Here is a 17,669-nt window from a genome sequence, read left to right on the forward strand (position 1 = left end):
TTTCCACCTTTTCTCTATTGTATTCTTTTAAATTTTTTTTCTAGTTCATTTAGTGTTATTTTTATTATTGTAGGCCTTCCATGAGGACAAGTAAATGGCTCATCAATATATCTTAAATCATTGATTAATTTATTCATTTCCAATTCTGACAGCTGATTATTTGCTTTTACAGCTGCCTTGCAAGCAAGTGTTGCTATACGTGTATACTTAATTTCTACAGTTTTACCTGTGCCCATATTTTTTAAATTATCCAAGATCTCATTAAAAAGATTTTTAATATCTGGTTTACCAAGTATAATAGGAACTTCCTTTATACTTATTGTGTTTTCACCAAATTCTATAATATCAAAACCAGAATTCTTAAACACCGCTTCATTTTCAACGTAGTATGCGTAATCATCTTGGCTAAGTTCTATTACTGTTGGTGTAAGTAAAATCTGAGATATCACCTCTGAATTTATAATTTCACTTTTATATTTCTCAAACAGTATTTTTTCATGAGCTGCATGTTGGTCAATTAGGTAAAGTTCATTGTATACCTCACCTAGTATATAGGTTTTATTAAATTGCCCAATAATTCGTAGCTCAGGAAACTTTGAGATTTTAGAAATTTCATGTGCGGAAGGCTCCTTACTCATATCATAATTAATGCCATAGTTCTCTTTAATATTTTCACGCACATCTTCATTAGGTAATTCATAAGTATTTCCCCCATACAAATTATCCCTTTCATCATTTACTGTTTTATAATTAAAATCTAATGGGATTTGAACCTGTTTTTCTAATTCCTGCTTATCTTTTTCATCTATTACTATCCTGTTAAAATCATAAATTTGACTTCTCAAGGTATTTTTTTCTATTTCTTTTCCAACATAATTTTCATTATCCTCTTCTTCTATAGTGAAATTGCCTCGCAAGCTATCAGCAATTGCTGTATGCACCGCATCAAAAACAATTTTGAATACAGCTTTGTCCTCTTGAAACTTAATTTCAGTTTTTTGTGGGTGAACATTTATATCTATATACTCAGGAAAAATGTCCAGAAATATAAGAAAAAAAGGAAACTTATTTATAGTCAAAAAAGATTTAAAAGCATTTTCTACAGCTGCGGTAATTAGACTGCTTTTAACATACCTTTTATTAACAAAAATACTTTGCCTATTTCTACTTCCGCGACTTATTTCTGCATTACCAATATATCCATGAACGGACATTATATCGCCCAACTTTTCGAAACTTGTGACATTATCTACAACCTCTTTGCCATATATATATCTGATGGTATCACAAATGTTTGTAGAGCCATAGGTAGTTAAACCCTTTTTATCATTATTGATTAGCTTAAAAGAAATTTCATTGTTAGCAAGTGCTAGTCTTCCTAAAATATCTGATATTAAAGCTGCTTCTCTTTGAGGTGATTTTAAGAACTTTTGTCTTGCAGGAACATTAAAAAATAGATCCTTAACTTCTATAGTTGTACCAATATTACATCCTATTTCTTTAACGTATAGTATGTCCCCTGAGGACTGAGATATTTCTTTGCCTACCGTTGATTCTTTAGTTCTACTATTTAGTGTAGTTTTAGATACAGAGGCAATACTTGCTAATGCCTCTCCCCTAAAACCTAAGGTGTGTATATTATAGATGTCTTCAACATATTTTATTTTACTAGTGGCATGAGGCAAAAATGCCTTTTCTATATCATCTATATGTATTCCAGCGCCGTCATCAATTACTTTTATATTTTTTTGACCACCCTCAAAAATCTCCACGATAATATTTTTAGCACCTGCATCTATGCTATTTTCCACTAACTCCTTTACTACTGAGGAAGGGCGCTCTACCACTTCACCTGCAGCAATTTTATTAGAAGTTTCAACTTCTAATATATTGATTCTCATGATAACTCACATCCTTCGCTATTATAGCAACTTAGCTCTATTAACTAACTCATATAGCTTATTAAAGCCATCCATTGGTGTTAGATTAAGGATATTTATGTTTTTAATTTCATTTAATATATTATCTTTCTCTATGTCTGTAAAATTAATTTGAATGATTTCATCTTTTACTATATTAGGTTCATAAGCTATAGCTGCTTCTTTGACTGCAGTTTCAACAAGCTTTTTTTCATTCTTATTATTAGTTTTTTTACTTGAAGTTTTCTTGTCGATTAAATCAATTTCAGTATTATTAAGATTCTCTAGTACTTCTAATATTTCGCTTGCCCTGGTAATTACATCTTTTGGAAGGCCCGCCAGCTTTGCCACCTCTATACCATAGGATTTGTCAGCTCCCCCAGGTACAATTTTTCTTATGAACACAATTTCATTTTCGATTTTTTTTACAGCTACAGAATAATTTTTAACGCCCTTAATCATACCCTCAAGTTTTGTTAACTCATGATAGTGAGTAGCAAATAAGGTTTTACTCCTCAAGCTTAAATTCTTACAAATATACTCAATTACAGACCAAGCAATACTTAGTCCATCATAAGTACTAGTTCCGCGACCTACCTCATCAAGTAAAACTAAACTTCTATTAGTTGCATTTTGTAGTATGTTGGATACTTCCCACATTTCTACCATAAAAGTACTTTTACCAGCAGCAAGATCATCTGAAGCTCCTATCCTAGTAAATATCTTATCACATATAGATATATCAGCTGACGCACAAGGAACAAAGCTCCCTAATTGAGCCATAATAGTTATTAAGGCCACTTGACGCATATAGGTAGATTTACCAGCCATGTTAGGTCCCGTTATTAATAGTAATTGATTATCTACAGTATCCATATATGTGTCATTTTCAATAAAAGTATTTGTGGGCATCATTTTCTCAACTACTGGATGCCTTCCCCCCACAATATTAAAAATACCCTTTGTATTTATTTCAGGTTTTGTATAATTATTTTCAAGGGCAATTGTAGCAAGGGAGCTTAAACAATCAATTTCTGATATTAGCTGAGCAGTATTTTTCATTCTTTCAACGTGCTTTTCAATCTCTTCACGAATACCTGTAAATACCTCGTATTCAAGATTTACTAATTTTTCTTCTGCACCTAAAATCTTTTCTTCCATTTCCTTAAGTTCAGGAGTAATATATCTTTCTGCATTAGATAGTGTTTGTTTTCGTATATACCTGCCCTCAGGTATTAGTGGAATATTTGCTTTTGTTATTTCAATATAATAACCAAATACTCTGTTATATCCTACTTTTAGTGATCTTATTCCAGTTATGCCCTTCTCATCATTTTCTAAGGTAGCAATCCATTCCTTACCATGAGCCTTAGCTAGCCTTAGCTCATCTATTTCAGTATTTAATCCTTCTTTAATAATATTTCCCTCTTTAATAGAAATAGCTGGATTTTCAATAATGGACTTATTTAAAGTATCATATATATCTTTTAAGTCGTCTAAACCTAAATATATTTTTCTCATTAATTTACTATTAAGTCCTGCTAAAATCAATTTAATCTTTGGTATTTTTTCTATAGAATTTTTAAGAGAAATCAATTCTTTTGCATTAACATTTTTAGAAGAAATTTTTCCTACAAGTCTTTCTATATCATATATATCCGTAAGTACATCTTTTAAATCTTCATGGCTGGATATATTACTTTTTAATTCCGAAACGACCTCTAATCTCTCTTCTATTAACGCTTTATTTATTAGTGGTTGATCTAACCATTTGCGTAGCCTTCTAGCACCCATTGCAGTATTTGTTCTATCTAATACCCAAAGCAGCGAACCTTTCTTAGTTTTATCCCTTAGTGTTTCTGTGAGCTCCAAATTCCTCCTGGAATTCGCATCCAAACTTACATAATCTAAAATATCATAATATTCTATAGTATCTATGTGTGACAGAGAATTTCTTTGAGTATCCATAATATAACTGAGAAGTCCTGTAATACTTCTCAGTAATTCTTCTGACAGGGTGATTTCACAAAAATTGTTAAACTGGTTTTTTATTAAAGTGTAGTCTTTTGTTATAAAATAATCATTTGGATAAGATGAATAGGATACATTAAATCTTTCTTTGATGGCACTTAGCATATCGCCTGATATATCCTCTGATACAATAATTTCTTTTGGACTAAATTTTGAAATTTCATCTAATATATTAACAAGACTTAGTTTAGTATCCGTGCAACTAAATTCCCCTGTTGATACATCACAAAAACAAAGTCCGCAGAAATTAGTTTTTTTATCAATGTAAATACTCATAACATAATTATTTTTACTTTCTTCTAAAAAACCAGAATCAGTGTAGGTACCTGGCGTAATTATTTTAATTATATCTCTTTTAACTATACCCTTTGCCACTGCTGGATCTTCTACTTGTTCACATATAGCAACCTTATATCCTTTAGCAATTAGCCTACCCACATAGGTATTTGCTGCATGGTATGGAATCCCGCACATAGGTGCCCTTTTCTCTAGTCCACAGTCACGACCTGTAAGCACTAGTTCTAATTCTTTTGCTGCAAGCTCTGCATCTGTAAAAAACATTTCATAAAAGTCACCTAATCTAAAAAACAGTATACAGTCCGTGCAGGTTTCTTTTATTTCAAAATATTGTACCATCATTGGAGTTAATGCCACTTATAATGCCCCCTTGCTTGTCTATGCGCCTAATATTTCTTCACCCATAAGTGAAAAAGAATGTGCATTGGTTATTTGAACTGATACCAGCTCTCCAATAGCTTTGTAATTGCCTTCAAAATTAACTAATTTTCCTGTTCTTGTTCTTCCAGTTAGTTTGCTTTTATCATTTTTACTAAAACCTTCAACCAGTACTTCTACAATTTTTCCTACATATTCTATATTTTTTTCTTTAGAAGTTCTATTAACAACTTCGATTAATCTATTAAATCTTTCATGCTTAATTTTATCTGGTATTTGGTCTAGCATTTCATCTGCGGGAGTTCCTTTTCTTTTAGAATAAAGGTACATAAATGCTAAATCAAATTTTACCTCTTCCGTAAGACTTAATGTTTCTGCAAAGTCTTCTTCTGTTTCTCCTGGAAATCCAACGATAATATCTGTACTTAGTCCAACATTGGGCAGTATATTTTTAATGTTCTTAACTAATTCCAAATATTGCTCTCTATCGTAGTGTCTATTCATTTTGTTTAAAAGATTAGTTGAACCCGATTGCACTGGTAAATGAATTTGCTCACAAATTTTATCGCACTCAGCTATTACTTCTATTACCTCAATAGATAAATCCTTTGGGTGAGATGTCATAAATCTTATTCTCTCTAAATCCTCAATATCGTTAATCCTTCTGAGTAACTCTGCAAAATTTATTTCAGGAATTAATCCCTTGCCATATGAATTAACATTTTGACCAAGTACGGTTATTTCTTTATAACCCTCTGAAACCAAAGTTTTTATTTCACTTATAATATCTTCTGGAGTTCTACTTCGCTCTCGCCCTCTTACATAAGGAACTATGCAATAAGTACAAAAATTATTGCAACCATACATAATAGTAACAAAGCCTTTTATACTACTTTCCCTGTCTATTGGCATTCCTTCGATTATAGCGCCTTCTTTATCCCAAATTTCTACAATAGAGGACTCTCCGCCTTGTATTCTTTTTAAGTACTCAGGAAATTTATAAGCATTATGTGTTCCAATAATAATATCTACAAATGGAAATTTAGTGATTATATGTTTAGCCATACCTTCCTGCTGCATCATACATCCAGTAACTGCTATTATAAGGTTTGGATTTTGTTTTTTCATATTCTTTAGAGCTCCTATGTTCCCATCAACCTTTTGCTCTGCATTCTCTCTAACACAACAGGTATTGAAAATAATTATATCAGCAGCTTCCTTATCCGTAGTTTTTTTATATCCCATAGGTATTAGCATACCGGATAATTTTTCGGAATCCTCCTCATTCATCTGACAACCCCATGTTTCTATATAATAGTTAAGTATTTCATTCATTAGTGCATTCTCCTTTATAAAAAAAGTATTACTATCTACCCATTATATATAATGTGTAGGTTTTTTTAAAGGTATTTTTAATATTTCAATGTATTTAATCATTTAATTAATTTACTTGAAATATATGTTTAAATTAGATTTTAATAATAGTAGTCCTATTGTATTGTAATACATAAAAAAACTATACGTAAATTATGTTCTTTATTTTCCGCTTATCTCTAATATTCATTTATTTAGCTATTACATTAAATTTCTGATTTTTGGGTAATATACCTAAAGAGGAGTGATTTATATGTATGATGCAAAAAAAGATGAAAATTTTAGAAGTAAGCAATTACAATATGATTGTATTGGTGACAGGAGTTATTTTTATATGTGTGCCCATAGTAATATGGTAAATATAACAGTACCCTATGTACCTGCAGAAATTATAATAAGAGAATTTAAATAGTTTTAAATTTAGGAAGTGTGCATTCTAACAAAGAAGTATCTTATTTAGTTAAGATACTTCTTTATATTCTGTTACGAAAAAATTAAATTATAAGGATTAGAACTCGCCTGTTACCGTTTTTAGCGGTTTAGTACTCATTTACCATAAATTGAGCATTATAGCAATAATCTAATTAACCTGATATAATATTATATGAAGGTAACTATTTTATAAATTATAATTATATTTTTAGGGGGTATTTTTATGAACAAACCAATACTGTCAGAACATTTTAAGAAAAGGATGCCATCAGACGTCAGACTTGGTCAGATCAAATTTGATGAGCGCACAGTTAAACCTGCATTAGTCAATGTAGCAATTGGAAACGTTTCCCTACCAACAAATCCTGCTATGCAGAAAAGGATGTTTTCACTGGATGCACCTGAAAGCCCATTTGCAAAGGGTATTGTAAGATATTCAGGTACTGCCGGTGTAGCTGAAGCTAAGGATGCATTTAAAAACATCCTAAGGTGCCAAGGTTTTGATACTAGTAAATTATTCGTTCAGGTAACCGATGGCGGATCCTCAGGTATGGAACTTTTATTACTGGGGGTTTGCGGAGATGCAGGCACTGATGATAAACCTCTTATGATGATTGACCCAGCCTATACAAATTATATTTCTTTTGCAGAAAGAATCGGACGTAAAACTGTTACAGTAAAACGTAATTTAGGCGCTGATGGCAAGTTCAGCCTTCCAGAGCTTGACAAAATTGAAGAAACCATTAAAAAACACAATCCTGGAGCACTTCTTGTAATACCTTACGACAATCCTACAGGACAGCTCTACGACTATGCAACGCTTAAAGAGCTTGCTAAAATATGCGTAAAATATAATATGTGGATGATCAGCGATGAAGCTTATCGTGGACTGTTTTATGTTGACGGTGACCTGGTAAGCATTTGGGGAATCACTGATGCAGATGTACCTGGCATAGAAGGCAGAAGAATAAGCATCGATACCGCATCAAAGGTATGGAGTGCCTGTGGTTTAAGAATAGGAGCTTTAATCACTGATAATGAAGAGTTCCATACTCAGTCAGTAGCTGAATATACTGCTAATCTTTGCGCCAATGTAATAGGTCAGTATATCTTCGGAGCACTAGCTCATGAAAGCAAGCAGCAGATTGATGGATGGTGTAAAGGCCTTCGTGAGTATTACAAAAATATCATGTTTAAATTCTATAACGGTCTGAGAGAGCTGGACCCTGGTCTGATTGTTTCTAGCCCTGATTCATCTATATATTCAGTAGTTGATGTTAGAAATGTTGTAAAACCAGGATTTGATTCAATCAACTTTGTTATGTATTGTGCCCAGGAAGGTTCTGTGGACTTAAACGGAGTAGAAACAACTCTTTTGGTAGCACCTATGAAAGGTTTCTATGACCTTAAACCAGGCCAGGCTAATCCAGGAAGCACTCAGATGCGTATCGCATTCGTAGAAACTCCAGAAAACATGGAAAAGGTTCCTGAGTTATTCGTTAAGCTTCTAAGGAAGTATGAAAAAGCACGCTAAATAATTATTAACATCCTCCAATTATAATAATAGAACAGTAATGGTTGCTCCTGCAGAAGGTTCCTATACAACTAATGGACTAGCTATATCATCCTATTGAGTTAATACAACTACATTAAAAGATGCTATGGAAATTTTAGGGATAGCTCTTGAAAAATATATGGAATTAAATAAACATACAATAATATAAAAGGAGGTAATATAATAATACCTCCTTTTATATTATTGAAGTCTAGTCTTTTCCCAAGTATATAATTCTCTTTTAATATTAAAGCCAAGTGAACTATATAATCTAAAAGCATCAACATTATTAGAATCTACCTTCAAAGATACTTTAGAAAAGTCATTTTCCCTAGCTATATTAAGCAAATAGCACAGCAGCACTTTCCCATATCCTTCTTTTCTATATTTTTTTACAATTCCAAAATTTACTATGATCGCCACCTTATCTTCAATTATAATTTGACCATATCCAATTGGTATTTTGCCTAGCTCAATAAATATTGCACCTTTATCAAAATAATATTCCTGTGCTTCATCATAATAAATATCTTCTATATTTATTGGAATTCTATCATCGTTGTTAAATATATCATTTTGTAATAAACATCGTGCTTTTTCATCTTTATCCTTTTCTACTATAGAAAAACTAATGTTCTTAGGCTGGGCGGTACTAATATATTCTGTACACTGTTTTTCAAGTTCCATAAAACCTTTAGCTCTAATAAAACCTAATTTACTTAAAATATCTATATTCACTTCATTATCTTCACATTCATAAGTTATTAAACTATCATTTTTCAATGAACCTATTAAAGTTTCATAATAATAAATTGAATTATTATCTCCGATTACATTTATTGAGTTAATAGAACTATGATGTTTATTATGTTTTTCAAACCATATATAACCTATATAAGTATTTTTTTCTAATAGTAAGTTTACATTTTTCCTTAAAAACATTCTTTGGATAATATTGCTGTTATCATAGAGCTGAAAGAAATCTTGATTTGACAAACTAAAGCTAGTATTAAATTGGGAAACTTTTCTAAACTTATTAATATTTTTTAAAGTTAGACTTATTGATTTATACATTTAGCTTTACTCCATTAATTTTTATTTTTAAATATATTTGATTACTGATAAAGTATAATACAATTCTAATTATAAATCTATTAATAATATTTTTACAATAAATTTATTGTTATTTATAAATATTCTTGCAAAAAAATCAAATAATCAGCAAAAAATTTCTCTTGGTTTTCACTGTAGCTTAAAATCCTCTTTAGCTTATGCAAATATTTAGTTTCGGACCATTTTTTTTGATCTATATACCTTCTATATCCTAACCTCCAAAATTTTTGAGGAAAAATTATTAATGCAAACATTATTTCTAAATCTTCTTTGCACAATCTATTGATGGAATTATAAGCTTCAATTAGATCTTTAGCAAAATCAAAGTTCCATCCATAAGATTTTTTAAACATCAACCTCCTAATAAGCGTTCCTAGATCACTTATTTGTAAATCAATTATAATACTATCAAGGTCAGTTATAAAGTACTCTCCCTCCTTTTTAATTATATTCTGATTATAAAAGTCGTTGTAGCATATTGTTTTACCATCGTTTGCTACTTTTGATAGTTTATAATATTGTGACTTATTTATCATATTAATGGCTAACAATCCTCTATTATAAAAGTTATCAATTCCTTCTAAAAAAAGCACATCAAAATCATTTTTTATCCTTTTGCTAATAATTATTTTTTTGAATTTTTCAAGATTATTTAAATTACTAGCGAAAATCTTTGGCCAATTATTTAAATTTCTTCCTATATGAATTTTGTTATGGTCAATTTTATTTAATTTATTATGAAATTCGGCTAAAAGTTTTGTACAATTTACAGCTTCATCAATATCAGTTAAATCACATTCACAGCCTTCTAGCCATTCTGTTAAGTAAAATATATTACTTTTATACCTTACATAAAAATCTCCCTCCTTTGTTCTGAAATACTTAGCTATATTTGTAAATTTATTAAATATCAACTCTTCTGTTAAAAGACAACCATTTTTAGCTTTATTTCTTCCATGTTTTATTCTCTTTAAAGAGAAATTGCCACTATCTGCGGTAATTTTGTATGCACCTCTAATTTTTTCTGCAGTTACTAATTGGATATTGTACTTATGCATTACGCTTATTAATACTTGCATCTCTTTATTGTTAATTATTTTAAAGTGCTGAGCTGTCTTGGTATTCCCTTTCAATTTTTTCTCTCCCCATAATAGTGCTATTAAATTATATTACTTAATTTTATTTAGTATTCAATAATTTTCAAATAACATATTTATTTAGAACCTATTTATGATTCCACAATTTTAGAAGCCCAATAAATCATAAAAAACGTGTATGCATAATTTATGCTACACGTTTTTATAGTAAATATTATAATTTTATAAATCTATTTACCAGAATTGATTTTTATAATTGCCTCCTTAATAATCCAATCTGGTGTAGAAGCTCCTGCTGTAACACCTATATTTTTTAAATTCCCATCTTTTATAAATTCATCTGGGATACCTGATAAATTTTCTACATGTACTGTGTTTTCGCAATTTTTTTTGCATATTTCATAAAGTTTTGTAGTGTTTGAACTATTAAACCCGCCAATAACTACCATAGCATCAACTTTTGTTGATATTTCCTCTGCAGACTTTTGACGAACCTCTGTTGCACTACAAATAGTATTGAATGCAACTATTTCTTTACTGGTTTTTATAAGCACAGCTAATACCTCTTCCCAGGTAGATTGCCTTTCAGTTGTCTGAGATACAACACATACTTTATTGGGTATATTAAAAATGGGATCACCACTCTTAAGTATTAAAGCCGAGTCATTACACCATCCATTAATTCCAATAACTTCAGGATGATTTTTATCTCCTACAATAATAATACTATATCCCAAATCGTAGTATTTCTTTACCTTCTTGTGAATATTTTCTACATAGGGACATGTTGCATCTATTATATTAAGTTTATGTTTTTTTAAAACATTTAACGCTTTTTCAGATATTCCATGCGATCTAATAATGATTGTATCATTTTCTTTTAAGCTATCAATATTATCAAGTTCTATAGGTAATATTAGATTTTCCTTTAAAAAATCCACAACATCATTATTATGAATAAGTGGTCCTAGTGTATAGATTTCACTTTTGTACTTCTCTTTCATTTTTAAAGCCGTATCTACTGCTCGTTTAACTCCAAAGCAAAAGCCAGCTGAATCTGCAAGTGTTATTTTTTTCATTCTGCCCACTCCTTATTAAGGTATCTCACAAAATACTAATTATTATTTTTAATATTTGAATTAATATAATCTATCATTTTTTGTGCTACCCCATCAATATCCAAATCATTAGAATCAATTTCTATAGCATCTATTGCTTTTTTTAGTGGACTAACTTCTCTATGGGTATCAATATAGTCCCTTTTTATAATATCGCTTAAAATGGTGTCATAATCAACATTTATGCCCTTAGTAATTAGCTCTTTATATCTTCTTTTAGCTCTCTCTTCACTGCTTGCAGTTAAATAAAATTTAAAACTAGCATCTTTAAGTACAACATTACCAATATCTCTACCATCCATAATAACATTGAATTTTTTAGCTATATCCTGTTGCAACTTAACAAGAATTTCTCTGACTTTAGGAACTGCTGCATACTTTGAAACATTATTGCTTATAACAGGCATGCCTATCATTTCTGTCAAATCTTCCTTGTTAACAAACAAATGATCCTCTTCAAAATGCATTTCTAAAGATGCTACTATTTTAACTAAATCATCTACATTTTTTTCAGAAATATTTGCATTCATAGCCGTAAGTGTAACTGCTCTATACATTGATCCTGTGTTAATATACATAAGATTGAATTTTTCACCTATTATTTTAGCAATAGTACTTTTTCCTGCACCCGCAGGTCCATCTATTGCAACTGAAATTCTCATTATATTCCACCCGCCCTTTATAAATATGATAGTATTAGTCTTCCCCTACATTATTCCCAGCTAAATAGCCTGTCGATAATGCTATTTGAAGGTTATAACCTCCTGTATATGCATCTACATCTATCATTTCGCCTGCGAAATAAAGATTATCAATTACTTTTGATTTCATAGTAGACGCATCTATTTGCAGCGTATCTACTCCGCCACTAGTTATAATCGCTTCTTCAATTGGGCGAAGACCTTTTATGTTAAGAGTCAAATTTTGAAGTAAATTCACTAAAACTTTTCTTTCTTCTTTAGTAATAGAATTCACTTTTTTATTTTCATCAATATTAGATAATTGGATTATTGTATTAATTAATTTACTAGGAAGTAAATCATTTAATGAGTTTCTAAAATCTTTGTTTGCATATTTTATAAAATCGCTTTGAATTCGCTTATCAAGCTCAACTTCACTTAAAGCTGGTTTTAGATTTATGAAAGCTTTTAATTTTACTCCCTCTTTCACAAAACTACTACCACTTAAAACAATAGGTCCTGAAATACCATAATGAGTAAAAAGCATTTCTCCAAACTCTTTATATACACATTTATTTTTACTATCAGTAATTCTTAATTCTACATTTTTTAGAGAAAGACCCTGTACATCAGGGATCCAAGCCTCCTCAGCCTCTATTGGTACTAGAGATGGTCTAGGTTTAATTATATTATGTCCTAAAACACGAGCATAAGATAAGCCTTCACCAGATGAACCTGTTTGTGGATATGATAAACCACCAGTACATAAGATAAAGTAATCCCCTAATACAATACTTCCATCACCGAGTTCAACGGAAATGATCTTTTGATTATCTCTAATTAACTTTTTCACTTTTGTGTTTAATAGTATTTCAACCTTTTTATTTTTTAATTCCATATTAAAAGCTTTTATAATATCTGAAGACTTATCTGACTGCGGAAATACTCTATCTCCTCTTTCAACTTTAAGGTTAACTCCCAATTCTTTGAAGAAATTCATTGTATCTTCGTTAGTAAAAGAATATAGTGAACTATATAAAAAATGCGGATTACATGGTATATTTTCAAAAAAATCACCGATATCCTTCGCATTTGTAATATTACATCTACCCTTACCTGTTATATAAAGTTTCCTTCCTAATTTTTCATTCTTTTCAATGAGTACCACTTCGTGTTTTGATGAAGCTGTAACAGCTGCCATCATACCTGCTGGTCCTCCTCCAATAATAATTATTTTTGACACTTAATCACTCCCTTATAATACTTACCATTATAACTTAATATAATATATTAATCTATTAACCTTATTTAAAATAAATAAAATAATTTAAAATAATGCATATATTTTTCTAGTAAGTTTTCTTATAAAGATAAAAACAAGGGAAACGAAAAAAAGAATCCCAATAAAGGGATTCTCTTAAAAACGTTTACTTAATAATTAATAACTTCCTTGTGAATGCATAGCTTCTGCAACTTTAACAAATCCTGCAATGTTAGCTCCTGCAACTAGATTATAACCAAATCCAAATTCTTCTGCAGCATCTCTACAATTATTGTATATATTAACCATAATTGCATGTAATTTTGCATCAACTTCTTCTTCAGTCCATGATAATCTCATACTATTTTGGCTCATTTCAAGTGCTGATGTAGCAACTCCACCTGCATTTGCAGCCTTAGATGGTCCTACTTTAAGTCCCTTTTCTAAGAAGTATTCAACGGCTTCATTAGTACATGGCATATTAGCGCCTTCACAAACCATTGTTATTCCATTTGCAACTATTTGTTTAGCATGCTCAATATGAATATCATTTTGAGTAGCACATGGTATTACTATATCCACTTTTACATTCCATGGTTTTTCTCCAGCAAAGAATTCACAACCATACTTGTCAGCATAGTCTTTAACTCTTGCGCCTTTGTTTACACGTAACATTTCAACCATGTAATCTACTTTCTCGCCAAGTACTCCAGCTGGGTCATATATGTATCCGTCTGGACCAGAAAGTGTTACTACTTTACCACCTAATTCTTCAACTTTTTTGCAAAGACCCCAAGCAACGTTACCGAAACCTGAAGATGCTACTGTTTTGCCTTTAAAGCTTGTTCCTTCATGTTTAAGCATTTCTTCACAGTAATAAGCTATACCAAATCCTGTAGCACTTGGTCTTCCTATACTTCCACCATAAGATAATCCTTTTCCTGTAAGAACTCCATTTTCGAAATTTCCTTTGATTCTTCTATATTGTCCAAATAAATAACCAATTTCACGTCCACCAACACCAATGTCTCCAGCTGGAACGTCTACATCTGGTCCAATATGTCTGTAAAGTTCAGTCATAAAGCTTTGGCAGAATCTCATTATTTCAGCATCAGATTTTCCTTTTGGATCAAAATCAGAACCACCTTTACCTCCGCCTATTGGAAGTCCAGTTAATGAATTCTTTAATATTTGTTCGAATCCTAGGAATTTAATGATTCCTATATAAACTGAAGGATGAAATCTTAAACCACCTTTAAATGGTCCTATACATCCATTAAATTGCACTCTAAAACCACGATTAACCTGATTAACGCCTGCATCATCTATCCATGGTACTCTAAACATAATTTGTCTTTCTGGTTCACAAAATCTTTCTAAAAGATTTGCTTCCATATACTCTGGGTGTTTTTCTAAAACTGGTCCTAATGATCCTAATACCTCTTGAACTGTTTGTAAAAATTCTGGTTCATTAGCATTTCTCTTTTTAACATTTTCTATTACCTGTTGAATATAAGCTTTTGTTTCCATAACTTAATCCCTCCCAAAAATGAATGTATAAATTCAATTTAATACCATCATGCATACTAAATTGCTTTATATATAGTATATTCTATATTTTTTTCAATAATCCTTCTTTATTTTTAAAAAAAACATTATTTTTTAAAAAAAGAGTAAACATTTACATATAATTATTCTAAGGGAATATTTTATCGGGATTATCTTTCATTCTTATCTTTATAAGAGTAAACTTGATATTCTTCCCATATACTTTCCAAAGTAGAAAATGTTCTTGAAATTTTCTCTTTTTCACGAAGTCCAACAGCAATAATTAGTGCATTTATTACACTAAGCGGTGCTACTAAAGAATCAACAAAAGAAGCCATATTACTTTGAGCAATTAATGTGTAGTCAGCTTTAGCTGCAAGTGGAGATAATAAACTATCTGTAATTGCTACAACATCAGCATTTCTGCTTTTAGCAAAAGCTAAAGCTTCAATTGTCCTTGTAGCATACCTTGGAAATCCTATTCCAATCAATACGTCTTCTTCAGAAACATTAATTATTTGTTCAAATATATCGCTAACTCCATAGGCAACAACCTTAACATTATCTAAAATTAGATTTAAATAAAAGGCTAAAAACTCTGCCAGCGCTGAGGAACTTCTAAGTCCAATTATATATATTTTTTTAGCTTTAAATAGTGAATTTACTACGTCCTCAAAAGTTTTATGATTTATCTTTTCAAGAGTGGCGCGAATATTTTCCATATCAGCTTTTAATACACCTTTTAATGCATTTTCTTGCGTAATAAAATCATTAGATAATTCAATTCTTTGCACAGTAGTTAATTTGTTTTTAATTAATTCTTGAAGAGATTTTTGTAGTTTTGGATACCCACTAAAACCTAATTCGTTAGCAAATCTTACAACTGTAGATTCACTTACCCCTACACTAGAACCTAACTTTGCAGCCGTCATAAAAGCAGCCTTATCATAGTGCTTTAAAATATATTCTGCTATTAACTTTTGTCCCTTACTTAAACGCGGAAACTTCACTTGAATAGCCCTCATCAAATCTTGTTTGTTGTTTTCCATAATAACCCCAACCCTTTCTATGTTAACTTTTTAAAAATGAAATAAAAAATTCATTATATAAATAAATGAAATTTTTATTTCATTTTATCATTTATTGAACATAGTTTCAACAAATTATTCATTTCTTATGAAATCTTAGCTGTTTTTTATTTTAAGCAGCTAAGATTTCCTCCATAATATCTTGATTTCTTCAAAACACTACTGACATTTAATAATTATAAATTCTTCAAATATCTTATTTCTTCTTCAGTCAAGTTTCTCCATTCACCTTTTTCCATATTTCCCAGTGTAATCTCACCAACTGAAACTCTTTTTAATGCAATAACTGGATGATCTATAGCCTCACACATTTTTCTAATTTGACGATTCTTTCCTTCATGAATAGTAATTGTAACCTTGCTGTTAAATCCAATTCTCTTATTCATTTCAAAGTTTGCTCCTGCTGTAATATATCCGTCAATATCTATACCATTACAGAACTTAAATATTTCTTCCTCTGTTGCGCAGCCTTCTAATAAAGCTATATAAACTTTATTAATTGCTTGCCTTGGATGAATCACCCTATTATAGATATCTCCATCATTAGTTAATATAATTAAACCAGATGTATCATAGTCCAAACGCCCTATAGGGTATATCCTTTCTTTTGTCTTCACTAAATCTAAAATGGTTTTTCTTTCTTTTTCATCTTTTACAGTAGATACTATTCCCTCAGGTTTATTTAATGCAATATAAACCTTATTTTCTTCTATATTGATAATTTTATTATCTACATATACAGTATCTTTATCAGGGTTAACTTTTTGTCCAAGTTCTGTAACTACAAAATCATTTACTTTTACTCTCCCACCTGTAATTATTTCCTCACATTTTCTTCTTGAAGCAACCCCACATCTAGCCATGAATTTTTGCAAACGCTCTTCCACTATACCACTTCCTAATATTATTTTAATTACTATATAATTAAGTCTTCATAAAGAAGTATATAAGTATATTAGTAAAAAATCAATTGTCGAAATCTTTTTTTCATTTGATTAGTACCTCCAAAGTAAAATTTTGTGATATATTTCACTACCCTTTCTTTTAACTTGCCTAATGATATAATATATACATAATGATTCCTTAAAAATATAACTCACGCTACAGTCAACAAAGACATAAAAATAAGGAAGTGTAAAATTTACACTTCCTTATTTTTATGTCTTTAAGCTTTTCTTTAACTTAATCATCCTTTAAATTAATGTGGCAGTAGCCTCCAGGATTTTTTTCTAGATACTTTTGATGATAATCTTCAGCATCGTAAAAACAAACTAAAGGCTGTATTTCTGTAACTATGGGTTTATTATATTTACCTTGGGCTTCATCTTTTGTTTTTAATATAATATCTAAATCCACTTTATCAGTATAATAAATACCACTTCTATATTGACTACCTACATCAGGCCCTTGCCTATTAGAAACCGTAGGATCTATTATTCCCCAAAACTTATTTAATATTTTTTGAAGGGATATAATGTTTTCATCGTAACTTATTAAACATGCTTCTGCATGACCTGTGCTTCCCGTGCAAACCTCATTATATGTTGGATCTTTCTTTGAACCATTAGCATAACCAACTACAGTTTCAATAATACCATTTATTCTTGATATATAAGCTTCTACACCCCAAAAACATCCTCCTGCTACAACAATAGTCTTCATAAACGCACCTCCATATTATATAAACTAGTACATATATATATTACTACAAATGCATTTGCTTTTCTAACTAATTGTAAAAAACAATCTAGTAATAGTAAATTTTCCCCTTGTTAGTT

The 17,669-nt window shown here is 30.5% G+C and carries 13 protein-coding genes and 1 pseudogene; 2 read left to right on the forward strand and 12 right to left on the reverse strand.

Annotation, left to right across the window (positions count from 1 at the left end):
• Positions 1-14 precede the first annotated feature (14 nt).
• From mutL to miaB, 3 genes are read right to left on the reverse strand one after another with little or no spacing between them, the layout of a single operon-like run.
• A complete protein-coding gene (mutL, locus tag G9F70_RS16050; RefSeq protein ID WP_187352966.1) occupies positions 15-1,901 on the reverse strand; it encodes a DNA mismatch repair endonuclease MutL in 1,887 nt (628 codons plus the stop codon).
• Positions 1,902-1,922: 21 nt separating this feature from the next.
• Complete coding sequence (gene mutS, locus G9F70_RS16055) at positions 1,923-4,604, reverse strand: DNA mismatch repair protein MutS (protein WP_164944154.1); 2,682 nt, start codon at positions 4,602-4,604, stop codon at positions 1,923-1,925.
• Positions 4,605-4,625: 21 nt separating this feature from the next.
• On the reverse strand, positions 4,626-5,960 hold the full coding sequence (gene miaB, locus G9F70_RS16060; protein ID WP_164944155.1) for a tRNA (N6-isopentenyl adenosine(37)-C2)-methylthiotransferase MiaB: 1,335 nt from the start codon (positions 5,958-5,960) through the stop codon (positions 4,626-4,628).
• Positions 5,961-6,252: 292 nt separating this feature from the next.
• Between miaB and G9F70_RS16065 the strand changes: the two genes are divergently transcribed.
• Positions 6,253-6,411, forward strand: coding sequence for a hypothetical protein (locus tag G9F70_RS16065; RefSeq protein WP_164944156.1), 159 nt, complete (start codon positions 6,253-6,255; stop codon positions 6,409-6,411).
• 243 nt (positions 6,412-6,654) lie between these two features.
• Positions 6,655-7,965, forward strand: a complete 1,311-nt coding sequence (locus G9F70_RS16070) for a pyridoxal phosphate-dependent aminotransferase (protein WP_164944157.1) — start codon at positions 6,655-6,657, stop codon at positions 7,963-7,965.
• Between the two features lie 222 nt (positions 7,966-8,187).
• Here the strand turns inward: G9F70_RS16070 and G9F70_RS16075 are convergent, their stop codons facing one another.
• The 9 genes and pseudogenes from G9F70_RS16075 to msrA form a co-directional block, all read right to left on the reverse strand.
• Positions 8,188-9,060, reverse strand: a complete 873-nt coding sequence (locus G9F70_RS16075; protein WP_164944158.1) for a GNAT family N-acetyltransferase — start codon at positions 9,058-9,060, stop codon at positions 8,188-8,190.
• 113 nt (positions 9,061-9,173) lie between these two features.
• A complete protein-coding gene (locus tag G9F70_RS16080) occupies positions 9,174-10,232 on the reverse strand; it encodes a CotS family spore coat protein (protein WP_224617621.1) in 1,059 nt (352 codons plus the stop codon).
• A gap of 203 nt (positions 10,233-10,435) precedes the next feature.
• A pseudogene (locus tag G9F70_RS16085) lies at positions 10,436-11,275 on the reverse strand (4-hydroxy-3-methylbut-2-enyl diphosphate reductase); the annotation flags it as partial.
• Between the two features lie 35 nt (positions 11,276-11,310).
• A complete protein-coding gene (gene cmk / locus G9F70_RS16090; RefSeq protein WP_164944160.1) occupies positions 11,311-11,976 on the reverse strand; it encodes a (d)CMP kinase in 666 nt (221 codons plus the stop codon).
• 34 nt (positions 11,977-12,010) lie between these two features.
• Positions 12,011-13,237 (reverse strand): NAD(P)/FAD-dependent oxidoreductase, encoded by a 1,227-nt coding sequence (locus G9F70_RS16095; RefSeq protein ID WP_164944161.1) that lies wholly within the window; start codon positions 13,235-13,237, stop codon positions 12,011-12,013.
• Between the two features lie 195 nt (positions 13,238-13,432).
• Entirely contained in the window at positions 13,433-14,785 is a 1,353-nt protein-coding gene (gene gdhA / locus G9F70_RS16100; RefSeq protein WP_124999143.1) for an NADP-specific glutamate dehydrogenase, read from the reverse strand.
• A gap of 188 nt (positions 14,786-14,973) precedes the next feature.
• The gene (locus G9F70_RS16105; protein ID WP_124999141.1) at positions 14,974-15,852 is read right to left on the reverse strand and encodes a MurR/RpiR family transcriptional regulator; all 879 of its coding nucleotides are present in this window, start codon (positions 15,850-15,852) and stop codon (positions 14,974-14,976) included.
• Between the two features lie 215 nt (positions 15,853-16,067).
• The gene (locus G9F70_RS16110; protein ID WP_164944162.1) at positions 16,068-16,778 is read right to left on the reverse strand and encodes a pseudouridine synthase; all 711 of its coding nucleotides are present in this window, start codon (positions 16,776-16,778) and stop codon (positions 16,068-16,070) included.
• A gap of 295 nt (positions 16,779-17,073) precedes the next feature.
• Positions 17,074-17,553, reverse strand: a complete 480-nt coding sequence (msrA, locus tag G9F70_RS16115) for a peptide-methionine (S)-S-oxide reductase MsrA (protein ID WP_164944163.1) — start codon at positions 17,551-17,553, stop codon at positions 17,074-17,076.
• Positions 17,554-17,669 lie beyond the last annotated feature (116 nt).

This window comes from Clostridium sp. FP1, assembly GCF_011065975.2.
In the GTDB taxonomy this organism is placed as follows: domain Bacteria; phylum Bacillota; class Clostridia; order Clostridiales; family Clostridiaceae; genus Clostridium_AD; species Clostridium_AD tagluense.

Coding starts and splice junctions, on each gene's coding strand:
- miaB (WP_164944155.1), bottom strand. CDS start 5,960: ATGAATGAAATACTTAACTATTATATAGAAACATGGGGTTGTCAGATG.
- msrA (WP_164944163.1), bottom strand. CDS start 17,553: ATGAAGACTATTGTTGTAGCAGGAGGATGTTTTTGGGGTGTAGAAGCT.
- cmk (WP_164944160.1), bottom strand. CDS start 11,976: ATGAGAATTTCAGTTGCAATAGATGGACCTGCGGGTGCAGGAAAAAGT.
- G9F70_RS16065 (WP_164944156.1), top strand. CDS start 6,253: ATGTATGATGCAAAAAAAGATGAAAATTTTAGAAGTAAGCAATTACAA.
- G9F70_RS16075 (WP_164944158.1), bottom strand. CDS start 9,060: ATGTATAAATCAATAAGTCTAACTTTAAAAAATATTAATAAGTTTAGA.
- G9F70_RS16070 (WP_164944157.1), top strand. CDS start 6,655: ATGAACAAACCAATACTGTCAGAACATTTTAAGAAAAGGATGCCATCA.
- G9F70_RS16105 (WP_124999141.1), bottom strand. CDS start 15,852: ATGGAAAACAACAAACAAGATTTGATGAGGGCTATTCAAGTGAAGTTT.
- gdhA (WP_124999143.1), bottom strand. CDS start 14,785: ATGGAAACAAAAGCTTATATTCAACAGGTAATAGAAAATGTTAAAAAG.
- mutL (WP_187352966.1), bottom strand. CDS start 1,901: ATGAGAATCAATATATTAGAAGTTGAAACTTCTAATAAAATTGCTGCA.